The sequence below is a fragment of the Lysobacter cavernae genome (genome assembly GCF_042648505.1).
GTDB classification, from domain to species: domain Bacteria; phylum Pseudomonadota; class Gammaproteobacteria; order Xanthomonadales; family Xanthomonadaceae; genus Lysobacter_L; species Lysobacter_L cavernae.
Map to the genome: position 1 here is coordinate 412,323 of NZ_JBHRXK010000004.1, position 13,707 is coordinate 426,029.

Here is a 13,707-nt window from a genome sequence, read left to right on the forward strand (position 1 = left end):
CGATCAAGCAAGAACGCCCGGTCGAAATTGCCCGGTCGAAAATCGTGCCTCGGAGCGTCGAACCTACAGCCCGGCACGACCAACCCAAAGGCGGTCGTGCTGGCGTTCGCTACGGGCAATGCTCGAAGGCGTGCTCGACGGCAGATGACGCGCCGCGTCGCTCAGCAGGGTTCGACGATTCCGTCGTAGCGCCGCTGCATCTCCTCCGGTGTCACTTCCTCGATGCTGTGGCCGACGTTCCAGCGGTGGCCGAACGGGTCGCGGAACACGCCCGAGCGCTCGCCGTAGAACTGATCCTTGGCCGGCATCAGCAAAGTGGCGCCGGCGGCGAGGGCGCGGGCGATGACGGCGTCGGCATCGTCGACGTGGACATGCAGGGTGACGCTGGTGCCGGCGCTCGGGTTCGGCTCGCGGATGTCGTACTCCGGGTACTGCTCGCACAGCATCAGCGTGGTGTCGCCGAAGGCGAGTTCGACGTGGCCGACGCGGCCACCGGGCTCATTGAGCCGGAACTGCTCGGTGGCATCGAACACCGCGCCGTAGAACGCGATCGCCTGCGCGGCATCGCGTACGCACAGGTAGGGGAACAGCTCATGCACGGTCATGACGCACTCCTGATGGATGGGCGAGGCCACGGTAGGCTTCGCGTGGGATGCCGTCTTGCACGAAATTGACCGCGGCTCAGCGTCGCCCTGGCATCGGCAGATGCAGCGGCGCAGCGCCCGTCGCCCGGCGATAGGCCTGCGGGGCGACGCCCGCGAACTCGCGGAATTCGCGGATGCAGTGCGATTGGTCGCTGTAGCCGGCGGCGAGGGCGAGGTCGATCCACGGCCGCGTCGGGTCGGCAGCGAAGGCCTGCAGCAGGCGCCGGAAGCGCAGCACGCGTGTGTAGCGTTTCGGCGACAGGCCGGTGGCGTCGCGGAAGCGGGCAATGAAATGGCGGTGGCTGCTGGCGGCGCCATCAACCAGGCCGCGGATGCCAAGGTCGTCGTGGTTGGTGCCCATCTCCATCCGCACCAGCGCCTGCGCCACCGCCGGATGCAAGGCACGCACGCGCAGCCGCGCCAGCAGCAGCGTTTGCAGCACGTCGAGCTGCGCGCGGGGATCGGGCGTTTCATGCAGGCGCTCGCGCAGGCGGCGTGCGTCGGCGCCCCACAGCGCGTCCAGTGGCACGTGGTGGCCCTGCAGTGCTGCCGCCGACACGCCAAACAATGCCGCAGCCGCACCCGGGCGCAGCTGCACGCCGACCGAGCGCGCCGGCACCGACATGTCCTTGATGTAGTAGCCGGCGCGCGCACCGGCGACCACCGCATCGCCGATGACGTCACCGGCGCGATCGTCGGCATCGGCAAACAACCGCAGTGGTGCGTGGTCCAGCCGCACCGCCAGATGCATCTGGCCGCACGGCAGCACGTGCTCGCGGCCGGTCGCGGTGGCTTCGCCGCGGGCGCTTGCCCATACGCTTGCCACGTACGGACGCAGCGCCTTCAGCGGTGGCAGGATCAGGGCCATGGCGGCACGGTAGCGCGGCCTTTGTTCAGGCGGTGAAATCGGGCAGCTTGCGCGGCACTGCGGCGTTCTTCAGCGTCACGTATTTTGGCAATCCGTCGCGGCCGTACGGCGGCGGTGACTCGCCGCGGATCAGCGGCTCCAGATAGCGGCGCGCGCTGGCGGTGATGCCGTAGCCGTCCTTGCGGATGAAGCCCGCCGGCATCTTCTTTTCGTGGTTGGCGACCTTGCTCAACGGCGCGGCCTCGATCTTCCAGCGATACGGCGCATCGGACGTGCGCACGATCACCGGCATCACCGCGTTCATGCCCTTGAGCGCGAACTCGACGGCCTTGCGGCCCACCGCCTGGGCTTGTTCGAGGTCGGTCTTCGACGCCAGGTGCCGGGCCGAGCGCTGCAGGTAATCGGGCAGGGTCCAGTGCACCTTGTAGCCGAGCACGTCTTTCACCCGGCCGGCCAGGTGCGAGGCAACGCCGCCGAGCTGGGTGTGGCCGAACGAGTCCTTGCCGCCGCCGGCATCGGCGACGAAGCGGCCGTCCGGCGTCTGGATGCCCTCGCTGGCGACGACCACGCAGTAACCGACGCGCTCGACCGTGGCCTTCACCCGGGCGAAGAAGGCGGCCTCGTCAAACGGCCGCTCCGGGAACAGGATCAGGTGCGGCGCATCGTCGGCGCCTGCCCCGGCCAGCCCGGCAGCCGCGGCGAGCCAGCCGGCGTGGCGGCCCATCGCCTCGTAGACGAACACCTTGGTCGAGGTGTCGGCCATCGCCGCGACATCGAGCGCGGCCTCGCGCACCGACACCGCGGTGTACTTGGCGGCCGAGCCGAACCCCGGGCAGCAGTCAGTCACCGCCAGGTCGTTGTCGACCGTCTTGGGTACGCCGATGCAGGTCAACGGGTAGTCGAATTCGGCCGCCAGCTGCGAGACCTTGAGCGCGGTGTCGGCCGAGTCGTTGCCACCGTTGTAGAGAAACCAGCGCACGTCGTGGGCTTTCAGCGCCGCCAGCAGGCGCTCGTAGCGGGCGCGGTCGGCGTCGAGCGATTTGAGCTTGACCCGGCACGAGCCGAAGGCGCCGCCGGGGGTGTGGGCCAGCGCCTGGATTGCTGCCGCTGATTCCTTCGAGGTGTCGATCAGCTCCTCGCGCAGCGCGCCGAGGATGCCGTTGCGGGCGGCGAGCACCTTGACCTTGCGGGCACGGGCGGCCTCGATCACGGCGGCGGCGGTGGCGTTGATGACGGCGGTGACACCGCCCGATTGCGCGTACAGCAGGGTTCCGGAGGCCATGTCCATTCCAGGATTGCGGCCGGGATGCGGTAAGCTGACCGCACTATTTGCCCGGCGGGGTGAGGTCGCTCGAGTGTAGCGCCGCGCCGCCGGCAGGCGACCGGGCCGGCTTTCGGCCGGGGTCGCCGGGGCCCGAGCGGTCCGCACGCCAGATTTTCTTGTTTCAGGAGCGATGTTGATGCGATTGGTACTTCTGGGCGCGCCCGGTTCCGGCAAGGGCACGCAGGCTGCGCGACTCAAGGAGCACCTGCAGGTGCCGCACATTTCCACCGGTGACCTGCTGCGTGCCGAGGTGGCCGCCGGCAGCAAGCTCGGCCTCGAAGCCAAGGAGATCATGGCTGCCGGCAATCTGGTCTCGGACGAGATCCTGCTGGGCATGCTCGAGGACCGCTTCTCGCGTCCGGACACCGCCGGCGGTTTCATTCTTGACGGCTACCCGCGCAACCAGGCCCAGGCCGATGCCCTGGACCACCTGCTCAAGCGTATCGGCCAGCCGATGGATTTTGCGGTGCAGCTGGAGGTGCCGACCGAACTGCTGGTCGAGCGCATCGCCGGCCGCGCCCAGGCCGAAGGCCGCGCCGACGACAACCCGGAATCGGTGCGCAAGCGCCTCACCATCTACGACACCCAGACCGCGCCGGTGATCGAGTTCTATCGCCAGCACGGCCAGCTGACCGTGGTCAACGGCGTCGGCTCGCTCGACGAGGTGTTCAACCGCATCCTCGAGGCGCTGGCGCCGGTGAAGGAAGTCGGCTGATGTTTGCTTTTGCTCCCTCTTCCGCGTGCGGGAGAGGGGGCGTCGGCGCCGTGCTGGAGTCGCTTCGCCGGCCTTCGATGCGATCACTTGGGACGTCGCGATCTTGAAGCTACATATTCTGGGTGTCGCCGGCACCTTCATGGGCGGCGTCGCCGCCCTCGCGCGCGAACTCGGCCATGAGGTCGAAGGCAGCGACCAGGCGGTGTACCCGCCGATGTCGACGCAACTCGAACAGCTCGGTATCGCCTTGCGCCAGGGCTACCTGCCCGAACATATTTCCGCCGATTGCGACGAGGTCGTGATCGGCAACGCGCTCTCGCGCGGCAATGCCGCGGTCGAGCAGGTGCTCGACGACGGCCGCCGTTACACCTCCGGCGCGCAGTGGCTCAGTGAGAACCTGTTGCCCGGCCGCGACACGCTGGCCGTGGCCGGCACCCACGGCAAGACCACCACCACCTCGATCCTGACCTACCTGCTGCAGGCGGCCGGGCGCGAGCCGGGCTTCCTGATCGGCGGCGTCGCCGAGGACTTCGGTGCCTCCGCGCGGGTCGGTGCGGGCCGCGAGTTCGTGGTCGAAGCCGACGAATACGACACCGCGTTCTTCGACAAGCGCAGCAAGTTCGTCCACTACCGGCCGCTGGTGGCGATCCTCAACAACCTCGAGTACGACCACGCCGACATCTTCCCGGACGTGGCCGCGATCCAGCGCCAGTTCCACCACCTGGTGCGCACGGTGCCGCGTCGCGGCCGGCTGATCGTCAACGGCGAGGATCAGCACCTGGCGCAGGTGCTGGCGATGGGCTGCTGGACGCCGGTGGAGACCTTCGGTCTCGATGCGAGCCTGGCCGTGGCGTCACAGGCTGCACTGCAGCACGGTGACCGTGCCGACGAGGGCGCCGCCGCGCGCGCCGCGTTCGACTGGACCGCGCGCCTGCTGCAGGAGGACGGCAGCGCGTTCGTGGTCGTGCACCGCGGCATCGAGGTCGGCGAAGTGCACTGGCCGTTGCTCGGCCGTCACAACGTGATGAACGCGCTGGCGGCACTCGCGGCCAGCCATGCCATTGGCGTCGAAGTGGCGACGCTGCTGCCGGCGCTGGCGCAGTTCCACAGCGTCAAGCGCCGCCTCGAGGTCATCGGCGAGGTCGATGGCATCACCGTGTACGACGATTTCGCCCATCACCCGACGGCGATCGCGACCACGCTCGCCGGCCTGCGTGCCAAGGTCGGTGACGCACGGAGAATCCTGGTGGCGATGGAACCGCGCAGCAATTCGATGCGGCTGGGCGCACACGCCGATGCCTTGGCGCCCTCGCTCGACGGCGCCGATGTCGTGGTGTTCCTGCATCGCCCGGAACTGGCCTGGGACGCCGGCAAGGTCGTGGCCGGCCTGCGCGGCGAAGGCGTCGCCGCTCCCGACGTCGACGCCTTGATCGCGGCGTTGCGCGAGCGCGTGCGCCATGGCGACCACGTCGTGTTCATGTCCAACGGCGGCTTTGACGGCGCACCGCGGCGGTTCTTCGCCGCCTTGCGCGATCAGGCGGCCGGCTGAGTCATCGGTGACGCCCGTGGTTGGGGATGACCCGTCCGGTGACCGGTACACTGCGGGCATGTCGGCCGACACGTCCGCCCCGGAATCGCTGGGACTGTTCCCGTTGCACACGGTGCTGGTGCCCGGCGCCGCGATCGGCCTGCGCGTGTTCGAGCCGCGCTACCTCGACCTGATCCGCGACTGCGGCCGCAGCGGCCGTGGTTTCGGCATCTGCCTGATCCTCAAAGGCGAGGAGGTCGGTGCGCCAACCACGGCGGCGGCGTACGGCACCGAGGCGGTGATCGAGGACTTCGGCCGCGGCGATGACGGTTTGCTGACCCTGCGCGTGCGCGGCACGCGCCGCTTCCATGCGCGGCGCGTGCGGGTGCGCGACAACGGCCTGCAGGTCGCCGAGGTGGAGTGGTGCGGCTCCGATCCGGACGAGGTGGTGCGGCCCGAGCACGGTCTGCTGGCGACGCTGCTGCAGCAGTTGCTCGACCACATCGGCGGCGAGCACGCCAAGGCTCCGCACGCGCGCCTGGACGACGCGGCCTGGGTCGGTTGGCGCCTGGCCGAATTGCTGCCGCTGCAGGACGCGCAGCGGCAGGAACTGCTGCAACTCGACGACCCGCACCAACGGCTCGATCGCCTGCTGGCGTTATTGCCCTGAGTTCGCCGGCGCCGGTACGCCGGTGCGCAGGCGCAGCACGGCCGTGCCGCCTTGCGGGTGCGGGGCTTCGGTCGCCTCGAAGTCAGCGAGCGCGGCACGCACCAGGGCGTGGGCCTGGCCATCGCCCGGTGCCGGCAACCACAGCGCGGCTGCATCCAGCGGCTTGGTCAGGCGCAGGGTCTGGCTGCTGCCCAGCCACAGCGGCGTGCCGTCGTCGAGAACGGCCGGCGCCGGCCACAACCGCAATGCGTATTGCTCGTCCTCATGGGCGCCGTCGCGCAGCAGCAGCAAGGCTTCGGCCTGTGCATCCAGAGTGGCCGGCAGCACCGGCTGCTCGTGCGACGGCGTGTCATCGTCGAGCAGGCCCACGGTGTCCACCCAGTCCGCCTGCGGCTGCACGCGCCAACCCTGAGCTTCCAGGCGCGCGCGCAGCGGTGCCAGCGGCCCGGCGACCTGCAGGTCGAGTGGCCAGCGCCGACGCAGGTCACGCTCGTTGCGCTGCGCCGGCAAGGTCGCCCAGTCGCGCTGCCACCATTCGTCCGGGCTGAGCATCGTGGTCGGCGTGGCTGCGGCGAACTTGGCCAGCAGCGCATCGGCCGAACGCGGCGCGTGCCACAGCGCCGCCACCGAGAAAGTGACATAGAACAGCCACGCCAGTGGTCGCATCCAGAACGATCGCGCGACGTGGCGACGGTAGGCGATGCCCAGCACCAGCAGCCACAGGATGCCGAACAGGGTGCCGCCGACCAGGTCGCTGGGCCAATGCGCGCCCAGGTACAGGCGGGCAAAGCCGACCACGGTGGTGACCGCCCCGGCCAGCAGGTACGGCCACACCCGCGTGCGGCCGGGCAGTTCGCGCGCGATCAGCACGGCGAAGAAGCCGAACACGATCGTGCACATCGTCACCGCCACCGACGGGAAGCCGAACCCGGCCGGTGCGGTCGGCGGCCGTGGCATGTCGATCGCCGCCTCGAGCAGGGCCGTCAGCACCAGGCCGAACACGATCGCCGCCAGCCAGTGCGCCGCCGCCATCCAGCGCTTGCGCCACAGCAGGTAACCCAGCGCGACCGCCGCGGCCGGGCCGAGCACCGCGGCGTCGCCGAGGCTGGCCAGGCCCGCCATCAGGCGGTCGGCGAGCGGATTGCGCAGGCCCCACATGAACTCGTGGATGCGGTGGTCGATCACCAGCGGGCCGCCGCTGGCGAGCAGCGTCGCCAGCAGGGTGAACCAGGCCCAGCTGATCGCCAGCAGGCACACCGCCAGCATCAGCAGCGACGGCGACTCCGGCCGGTTCGGGTCGATCAGCGCCGCGGCATAGCGGCCCAGGTGCGGGTGGTGCCGGGTCCAGTACAGGGCACGGGCGAGCAGGTTGTCGGCATGCGCGGCGAACCAGCGCCAGGTGTAGAGCACGCAGGCCCAGACCAGCGCGACCGCGAGCACCAACGCGCCGAGCACGATCGCGAGCCGGTCGGCCACCGCCGCGACTGCGTCGTAGGACGCGCCCAGCACCCAGCCCGGCGCCAGGAACAGTGCCGACCAGGCCACGCACGCGCCCACGCTCGGCAGTGCGTAGCGGCGCAGCGGCATGTGCAGCATGCCGGCGATCGCCGGCACGAACGGCCGCACCGCGCCGACGAAGCGTGCGATCACGATGCTCTTGCTGCCGTGACGGCGAAACATCGCTTCACCGCGGTCGAGCCACTGTGGGTAGCGCGAGAACGGCCAGCGGCCGCGCAGCTGCACGCCCCAGCGCCGCCCGACCCAGTAGCTCAGCGCGTCACCGAAGAACGCGCCGAGCGTGGCGCACGCGAGCGCGTACGGTCCATTGATGTGACCCAGTCCGACCAGCGCACCGACGGCGAACAGCAACGGCAGCGCAGGCACGACGATGCCGAGGATGACCAGGGCATCGCAGAATGCGATCAGGAAGATCACTGCGCCGGCGGCGATAGGGTGTGCGGCGATCCATGCGGTCGCGCTTTCGATCCAGGCCGGTTCCATCGGCCGATTATAGGCAGCGCGTCAATGACGGCGCGATGGCCAGGGGTCACTTGCCAGCGATGGCGCCGGCTGTGATCGGAACGATTCCGTACACTGGTGCCATGCGTTCCGCTCACGCCGTCGAAGTGCAAGCCCTCAAAGCCGACAGCTTCGGCCGGATCGCGCTGATGCGCGACGCACGCGGTCTGTTCGTGCGCCGCGACCTCGCCCACGTGCCGCCGTGGCTGCGCCTGCCGGCCTGGTGGCTGGCGCGGCGCGAGGCGCGAGCGTTGCGACAGGTCGACGGCCTGGCCGCGACCCCGCAGCTGCTGCGCTGGGATGGGCGCCGCCTCGACCGCAGCTACCTTGACGGTGCGGCCATGTACCAGCGCCCGCCACACGGCGACCTGGCCTATTTCCACCGTGCGCGACGCCTGTTGCAGCGGCTGCACCGGCGCGGTCTGGCCCACAACGACCTGGCCAAGGAGGCCAACTGGCTGGTGCTCGCCGATGGCCGGCCGGCGATCATCGACTTCCAGCTGGCCACCCGCGGTGACCCGCGCGCGCGCTGGATGCGCCTGCTCGCGCGCGAGGACCTGCGCCACCTGCTCAAGCACAAGCGCACCTATTGCCCGCAGGCATTGACCCCGGTCGAGCGGCGCCTGCTCAAGCGCCATTCCTGGTTGCGCGACGCCTGGTTCGCCACCGGCAAGCCGATCTACCGGTTCGTAACGCGCCGCTTGCTGAAATGGGAAGACAACGAAGGCCAAGGCCCCAAACCCTGAGCCTTGAGCGACTGGCCCAGAATCGCACCCAGGAGATAGCCATGCGCACCCTGTCCGGCAAGACCCTCTTCATCACCGGCGCCTCGCGCGGCATCGGCCGCGCCATCGCCCTGCGTGCCGCCCGCGACGGCGCCAATGTCGCGATCGCGGCCAAATCCGACGTCGCCAATCCCAAGTTGCCCGGCACCATCCACAGCGTCGCCGCCGAGGTCGAGGCCGCCGGTGGCCAGGCGCTGGCGCTCAAATGCGACATCCGCGAGGAGGACGAGGTCCGCGCCGCGGTCGCGGCCGTGGTCGATGCCTTCGGCGGCATCGACATCCTGATCAACAACGCCAGCGCGATCTGGCTCAAGGGCACGCTGGAGACACCGATGAAGCGCTTCGACCTGATGCAGCAGGTCAATGCGCGCGGCAGTTTCTTGTGCGCGCAGGCCTGCCTGCCGTACCTGCTGCAGGCGCCGGACCCGCACATCCTGTCGCTGGCGCCGCCGATCAACCTCGAGCCCAAATGGTGGGGGCCGCACACCGGCTACACCCTGGCCAAGATGGGCATGAGCTTCGTGACCCTCGGCCTGGCCGCCGAATTCGGCCCACAGGGCGTGGCGGTCAATGCACTGTGGCCGCGCACGGTGATCGCTACGGACGCCATCAACATGATCCCGGGTGTGCAGGCGGCGCAATGCCGCAAGCCGGAGATCGTCGCCGACGCCACACATGTGATCCTGGTACGGCCATCGGATGACTATTACGGCCACTTCCTGATCGACGACGACGTGCTGTTCGCCGCCGGTGTCACCGATTTCGCCCAGTACGCGGTCGACCCGGCCGCCGAGCACCTGCTGCCCGACCTGTTCCTGACCGACTCGCAACGCGAGAAACGGCACCACTGACGCATCGCATGGCCGCGGCCGGTTTCACCACGCAGCCGCGCAGGACCTCGGTTTGCGGCACTCGGTCCGCAGGCGGCGGTGCGATCAGCGACAATAAGCGTTCGCTCTTTACCCAAGCCGCCATGACCACGTCTACCGCCGACCTGTACGCGCTGTCCGAACGTTACTACCTGCCGGTGTACCGGCCGCGCCGGATCGTGCTCGATCATGGCCAGGGCGCACGGGTGTGGGACCGCGATGGCCGCGAGTACGTCGACTTCGGCGCCGGCATCGCCGTCAATGCGCTCGGCCATGCCCATCCGGCGCTGGTGGCGGCATTGACCGAACAGGCCGGCAAGCTCTGGCACACCAGCAATGTGTTCGTCAGCGAGCCGCCGTTGCGCCTGGCCGAGGAGCTGGTGGCCGCATCGCGGTTCGCCCGTCGCGTGTTTTTCTGCAACTCCGGCACCGAGGCCAACGAGGCGGCGATCAAGCTCGCGCGCAAGTGGGCCGCCGCCCAGGACCGCACCCCCGATCGTCGCGTGATCCTGAGTTTCCGCGGCAGTTTCCACGGACGCACCCTCGCGGCCGTCACCGCCGGCGCCCAGCCCAAGTACCACGAGGGCTTCGAGCCGCTGCCACCGGGCTTCCGCTACAGCGACTTCAACGACCTGGCCGCGGCCGAGGCGGCGATGGTCCATGGCGACGTTTGTGCGGTACTGGTCGAGCCGGTGCAGGGCGAGGGCGGCGTGACCCCGGCTACCGAAGCGTTTCTGCTCGGCCTGCGCGCGTTGTGCGACCGCCACGGCGCGCTGCTGATGCTCGACGAGATCCAGTGCGGCATGGGCCGCACCGGGCAGTTGTTCGCCTGCCACGGCTATGGCGTCACGCCCGACGTGGTGACGCTGGCCAAGGCGCTCGGCAGCGGCTTCCCGATCGGCGCGATGCTGGTCGGCGACAAGGCCAGCGAGGCCATGCAGTTCGGCGCGCACGGCACCACCTTCGGCGGCAACCCCCTCGCCGCCGCCGTCGCGCGCGCGGCACTGCGCGAACTTTCGTCACCGGCAGTGCTGGCCAATGTCACGCGCCAGTCGCTCGCCATCCGTGATGCACTGGCCGCGATCGATGCCGAATTGGCGTTGTTCGGGGAAATCCGCGGTTGCGGCCTGATGCTCGGCGCGCAGCTGCGCGAGGCGTACGCGGGCAAAGCCGGCGAGATCCTCGACCACTGCGCCGACCACGGTCTGCTGCTGCTGCAGGCTGGCCCGGACGTGCTGCGCTTCGTGCCGGCACTGAACATCAGCGATGCCGATGTCGCCGAGGGCTTGACGCGTTTTCAGCAGGCGCTGAGGTCGTTTGCCGGGGCCTGATCGGATTTCTTCCACAACCAAAAAAAGCCCGGCATTGCCGGGCTTTTTCGTGATGTCGTGACGGCCCGCTCAGCCCTTGGCGATCGCGAACGCTTCACGTGCCGCCGCAACGGTTGCCGCGATCTCGCCTGCGCCATGCGCGCTCGACACGAAGCCGGCCTCGAACGCCGACGGCGCCAGGTACACGCCACGTTCGAGCATGGCGTGGAAGAAGCGGTTGAAGCGCGCGGTATCCGACGCCTTTGCTTCCTCGAAGGTTTCCACCGGCCCCTCACGGAAGTACAGACCGAACATGCCCGGTGCGCGCGTGGTGGTGAAAGCAACGCCGGCATCGCGCGCGGCGGCCTCCAGACCGTCGCACAAGGCGTGCGTGCTGCGTTCCAGCGCATCGTGGAAACCCGGTGCCCGGATCAACTCCAGCGTCGCCAGGCCGGCGGCCATGGCCACCGGATTGCCGCTGAGCGTGCCGGCCTGGTAGATCGGGCCGCTCGGCGCGACCTGCGCCATGTACTCGCGACGGCCGCCGTAGGCACCGACCGGCATGCCGCCGCCGATGATCTTGCCGAACGTGCTCAGGTCCGGGGTGATGCCGTAACGCTGCTGCGCGCCACCGAGCGCGACACGGAAGCCGGTCATCACCTCGTCGAAGATCAGCAGCGCAGCGTGTCGGGTGCACAGCTCGCGCAAATGTTGCAGATAGCCGTCGCGCGGCAGGATGCAGTTGGCGTTGCCGACGATCGGCTCGATGATCAGGCCGGCGATGTCGCCGCCGACTTCGTCGAACAGTTGGGTCGCCGCATCGAAATCGTTGTAGGCAATCGTCAGCGTCAGATCGGCCAGCGCCGACGGCACGCCTGGGGAGTTCGGCAAGCCCAGCGTCATCACGCCGCTGCCGGCCTTGACCAGGAAGCTGTCGCCGTGGCCGTGGTAACAGCCCTCGAACTTTACGATGCGGTTGCGCCCGGTGACGCCACGCGCGACGCGGATCGCCGACAGTGTCGCCTCGGTGCCGGAATTGACCATGCGCACCATCTCGCAGCTCGGCACGATCTGGGTAATCGCTTCGGCCATGGTCACTTCCAGCGCATTGGGCACGCCGAAGCTGAGGCCGTCGCGCATGGTCTTCTCAACCGCGGCCAGCACGTCGGGATGCGCGTGTCCGGCGATCATCGGGCCCCACGAGCCGACGTAGTCGATATAGCGATTGCCGTCGACGTCGACCAGGTACGCGCCTTGTGCACTGTGTGCGAAGAACGGCTCGCCGCCCACCGACTTGAATGCGCGCACCGGCGAATTGACGCCGCCGGGGATCAGGTCCTTGGCGCGGGTGAACAGGGCGTGCGAGCGGTCGGTTTTCATGAGTGCCTTGGTCGGTCAAACGGGATGGAAACCGGCCTCGTCGGAAGCGGGCCGGGAGAAGCAGGACAGGTAGGCGCGAGTCGCCGCGGCCGGATCGGGTGCGTCGAACACGCCGCTGATCACCGCGACCAGATCGGCGCCGGCGGCGATCAACGGCCCGGCATTGTCCGGGGTGATGCCGCCGATCGCCACCCGCGGCACGCCCAGCGCGCTGGCCTCGCGCAGCAGCACCGGCGCCGCGCGACGGGCATTGGGCTTGGTCGGCGAGGGAAAAAAGGCGCCAAACGCGACGTAACTGGCCCCGGCCGCTACCGCGCGTCGTGCCAGCTCGGACTGCGCATAACACGATGCGCCGATAAGGGCGGCGTCCCCCAGTGTGGCGCGTGCGGTGGCAAGCTCGCCGTCGTCCTCGCCCAGGTGCGCGCCGTCCGCGCCGATGGCTACCGCCAGCCGCCAGTCGTCGTTGATGATCAGTGGCACACCGTATTGGCGGCACAGTGGCTGTAACGCACGGGCCTGCTGCTCGCGCAATGCGGCGTCGGCCTGCTTGTTGCGGTATTGCAGCCAGTTTGCGCCGGCATGCAGCACGACATCGACGCGCGCCAGCAGGCGCGCGGTGTCGTTTTCGTCCGGGGTGAGGGCGTAGAGGCCGCGATGCGGCCAGCGCGGATTCATGCTCGAAGCTTCCGTGGGCGCGGGCAGGGTGGGACAATACGCACCCGCAATTCACGCATTATCCGCCCATGTCCGAGATCGCCGCGACCACCACCTTCCGCACCTGGATGTGCGTCGTCTGCGGCTTCATCTACGACGAGGCCCAGGGACTGCCGGAAGAAGGCATCGCCCCGGGCACACGCTGGGAGGACATTCCGGACACCTGGACCTGCCCCGACTGCGGTGTCACCAAGGACGATTTCGAGATGATGCAGGTCTGAAGCCGCTGTCGGCGACTTACGGGTTCGGCAAATCCGGTCCGAAGGTCAATTCCGAGCCGTCCTTCAGGTCCAGCCTGGCGGCCTGGCCGGCGTTGAGCTCCAGCACGTAGCGCGCCGGCGCCCTGCTTGGGTAGGGCGGGCAGCGATCCCCCAGCGAGCACGGCGGCACGTCGCGCTGCTGCGACACCAGTTTGCGTGACTGGTCGAAATAGAGGATGTCGAGCGGAATCTTGGTGTTCTTCATCCAGTAGGCCAGCGGTTCCTGGCGCTCGTGGATGAACAGCATGCCGCGACCGGCGCCGAGCTCGTCGCGGAACATCAGGCCACGTGCGCGCTCCTCGTCATTGTCGGCCACTTCCACGGCGTAGCGTTGTCCGCCCAATTCGACCCAGGCGTCACTGCCCGAGGCGCAGCCGGACAGGGCTAGGCCGCAACAGGCAACCAGCAGGCGGATGGCGGACATCGTGGCGCTCCTTGAGCATTGAGTGTGGCCGGACCATCAGGCAACGCGGCCGCGCTCGTCAAGCCAAAAAAACTTTCCGCAGCCCCTTCCCAAATCCGAAGTGCGTGTGCACAATGCGCGCCCCGCCGAGGTGAAGTTGACCGAAGCGGGGCGCGGTTGAAGCGGCGATTTCGAAGGCGGTTGACGGTTTCGAAAGG

General features: G+C 69.1%; 14 protein-coding genes. 7 read left to right on the forward strand and 7 right to left on the reverse strand.

Features of this window, described 5'->3' with window-relative positions; translation table 11 throughout:
- Positions 1 to 161: 161 nt before the first annotated feature.
- From ACFOLC_RS11565 to ACFOLC_RS11575, 3 genes are all read right to left on the reverse strand, one after another.
- Positions 162 to 605, reverse strand: a complete 444-nt coding sequence (locus ACFOLC_RS11565; RefSeq protein WP_386759397.1) for a VOC family protein — start codon at positions 603 to 605, stop codon at positions 162 to 164.
- 76 nt (positions 606 to 681) lie between these two features.
- Positions 682 to 1,512 carry a helix-turn-helix domain-containing protein gene (locus ACFOLC_RS11570; RefSeq protein ID WP_386759398.1) on the reverse strand — a complete coding sequence of 277 codons (831 nt, stop codon included), beginning with the start codon at positions 1,510 to 1,512 and terminating at the stop codon, positions 682 to 684.
- A 25-nt stretch (positions 1,513 to 1,537) separates the two neighbouring features.
- Positions 1,538 to 2,794 carry a 6-phosphofructokinase gene (locus ACFOLC_RS11575; protein WP_386759399.1) on the reverse strand — a complete coding sequence of 419 codons (1,257 nt, stop codon included), beginning with the start codon at positions 2,792 to 2,794 and terminating at the stop codon, positions 1,538 to 1,540.
- A gap of 178 nt (positions 2,795 to 2,972) precedes the next feature.
- On the opposite strand from ACFOLC_RS11575, the gene ACFOLC_RS11580 reads away from it, so the two are divergent.
- From ACFOLC_RS11580 to ACFOLC_RS11590, 3 genes are all read left to right on the forward strand, one after another.
- Positions 2,973 to 3,551 (forward strand): adenylate kinase, encoded by a 579-nt coding sequence (locus ACFOLC_RS11580; RefSeq protein ID WP_386759400.1) that lies wholly within the window; start codon positions 2,973 to 2,975, stop codon positions 3,549 to 3,551.
- 100 nt (positions 3,552 to 3,651) lie between these two features.
- Positions 3,652 to 5,100 carry a Mur ligase family protein gene (locus tag ACFOLC_RS11585; RefSeq protein ID WP_386759427.1) on the forward strand — a complete coding sequence of 483 codons (1,449 nt, stop codon included), beginning with the start codon at positions 3,652 to 3,654 and terminating at the stop codon, positions 5,098 to 5,100.
- A 58-nt stretch (positions 5,101 to 5,158) separates the two neighbouring features.
- The gene (locus ACFOLC_RS11590) at positions 5,159 to 5,749 is read left to right on the forward strand and encodes an LON peptidase substrate-binding domain-containing protein (RefSeq protein WP_386759401.1); all 591 of its coding nucleotides are present in this window, start codon (positions 5,159 to 5,161) and stop codon (positions 5,747 to 5,749) included.
- Here ACFOLC_RS11590 and ACFOLC_RS11595 read toward each other — a convergent pair.
- Entirely contained in the window at positions 5,738 to 7,750 is a 2,013-nt protein-coding gene (locus ACFOLC_RS11595; RefSeq protein ID WP_386759402.1) for a bifunctional DedA family/phosphatase PAP2 family protein, read from the reverse strand. The genes ACFOLC_RS11590 and ACFOLC_RS11595 overlap by 12 nt on opposite strands.
- A 101-nt stretch (positions 7,751 to 7,851) precedes the next feature.
- Between ACFOLC_RS11595 and ACFOLC_RS11600 the strand changes: the two genes are divergently transcribed.
- The 3 genes from ACFOLC_RS11600 (at position 7,852) to ACFOLC_RS11610 (ending at position 10,753) form a co-directional block, all read left to right on the forward strand.
- Positions 7,852 to 8,514, forward strand: a complete 663-nt coding sequence (locus tag ACFOLC_RS11600) for a serine/threonine protein kinase (RefSeq protein WP_386759403.1) — start codon at positions 7,852 to 7,854, stop codon at positions 8,512 to 8,514.
- A gap of 41 nt (positions 8,515 to 8,555) precedes the next feature.
- Complete coding sequence (locus ACFOLC_RS11605) at positions 8,556 to 9,404, forward strand: SDR family oxidoreductase (protein WP_386759404.1); 849 nt, start codon at positions 8,556 to 8,558, stop codon at positions 9,402 to 9,404.
- Positions 9,405 to 9,526: 122 nt separating this feature from the next.
- Positions 9,527 to 10,753 (forward strand): acetylornithine/succinyldiaminopimelate transaminase, encoded by a 1,227-nt coding sequence (locus tag ACFOLC_RS11610; protein ID WP_386759405.1) that lies wholly within the window; start codon positions 9,527 to 9,529, stop codon positions 10,751 to 10,753.
- Positions 10,754 to 10,822: 69 nt separating this feature from the next.
- Here ACFOLC_RS11610 and hemL read toward each other — a convergent pair whose 3' ends face one another.
- Both hemL and thiE read right to left on the reverse strand, forming a co-directional pair.
- Entirely contained in the window at positions 10,823 to 12,112 is a 1,290-nt protein-coding gene (gene hemL / locus ACFOLC_RS11615) for a glutamate-1-semialdehyde 2,1-aminomutase (RefSeq protein WP_386759406.1), read from the reverse strand.
- A gap of 15 nt (positions 12,113 to 12,127) precedes the next feature.
- The gene (gene thiE / locus ACFOLC_RS11620) at positions 12,128 to 12,787 is read right to left on the reverse strand and encodes a thiamine phosphate synthase (RefSeq protein WP_386759407.1); all 660 of its coding nucleotides are present in this window, start codon (positions 12,785 to 12,787) and stop codon (positions 12,128 to 12,130) included.
- Positions 12,788 to 12,855: 68 nt separating this feature from the next.
- Here thiE and ACFOLC_RS11625 point away from each other — a divergent pair, with 68 nt between their 5' ends.
- Complete coding sequence (locus ACFOLC_RS11625; protein ID WP_386759408.1) at positions 12,856 to 13,047, forward strand: rubredoxin; 192 nt, start codon at positions 12,856 to 12,858, stop codon at positions 13,045 to 13,047.
- A 16-nt stretch (positions 13,048 to 13,063) separates the two neighbouring features.
- Here ACFOLC_RS11625 and ACFOLC_RS11630 read toward each other — a convergent pair whose 3' ends face one another.
- On the reverse strand, positions 13,064 to 13,510 hold the full coding sequence (locus tag ACFOLC_RS11630) for a DUF192 domain-containing protein (RefSeq protein WP_386759409.1): 447 nt from the start codon (positions 13,508 to 13,510) through the stop codon (positions 13,064 to 13,066).
- Between the last annotated feature and the right edge of the window lie 197 nt (positions 13,511 to 13,707).

Excerpts from the sequence above, each read along its gene's own strand:
- ACFOLC_RS11565 (WP_386759397.1), bottom strand. The coding sequence starts at position 605 with ATGACCGTGCATGAGCTGTTCCCCTACCTGTGCGTACGCGATGCCGCG.
- ACFOLC_RS11625 (WP_386759408.1), top strand. The coding sequence starts at position 12,856 with ATGTCCGAGATCGCCGCGACCACCACCTTCCGCACCTGGATGTGCGTC.
- hemL (WP_386759406.1), bottom strand. The coding sequence starts at position 12,112 with ATGAAAACCGACCGCTCGCACGCCCTGTTCACCCGCGCCAAGGACCTG.
- ACFOLC_RS11600 (WP_386759403.1), top strand. The coding sequence starts at position 7,852 with ATGCGTTCCGCTCACGCCGTCGAAGTGCAAGCCCTCAAAGCCGACAGC.
- ACFOLC_RS11595 (WP_386759402.1), bottom strand. The coding sequence starts at position 7,750 with ATGGAACCGGCCTGGATCGAAAGCGCGACCGCATGGATCGCCGCACAC.
- ACFOLC_RS11575 (WP_386759399.1), bottom strand. The coding sequence starts at position 2,794 with ATGGCCTCCGGAACCCTGCTGTACGCGCAATCGGGCGGTGTCACCGCC.
- ACFOLC_RS11630 (WP_386759409.1), bottom strand. The coding sequence starts at position 13,510 with ATGTCCGCCATCCGCCTGCTGGTTGCCTGTTGCGGCCTAGCCCTGTCC.
- ACFOLC_RS11605 (WP_386759404.1), top strand. The coding sequence starts at position 8,556 with ATGCGCACCCTGTCCGGCAAGACCCTCTTCATCACCGGCGCCTCGCGC.
- ACFOLC_RS11580 (WP_386759400.1), top strand. The coding sequence starts at position 2,973 with ATGCGATTGGTACTTCTGGGCGCGCCCGGTTCCGGCAAGGGCACGCAG.
- ACFOLC_RS11610 (WP_386759405.1), top strand. The coding sequence starts at position 9,527 with ATGACCACGTCTACCGCCGACCTGTACGCGCTGTCCGAACGTTACTAC.
- ACFOLC_RS11570 (WP_386759398.1), bottom strand. The coding sequence starts at position 1,512 with ATGGCCCTGATCCTGCCACCGCTGAAGGCGCTGCGTCCGTACGTGGCA.
- thiE (WP_386759407.1), bottom strand. The coding sequence starts at position 12,787 with ATGAATCCGCGCTGGCCGCATCGCGGCCTCTACGCCCTCACCCCGGAC.
- ACFOLC_RS11590 (WP_386759401.1), top strand. The coding sequence starts at position 5,159 with ATGTCGGCCGACACGTCCGCCCCGGAATCGCTGGGACTGTTCCCGTTG.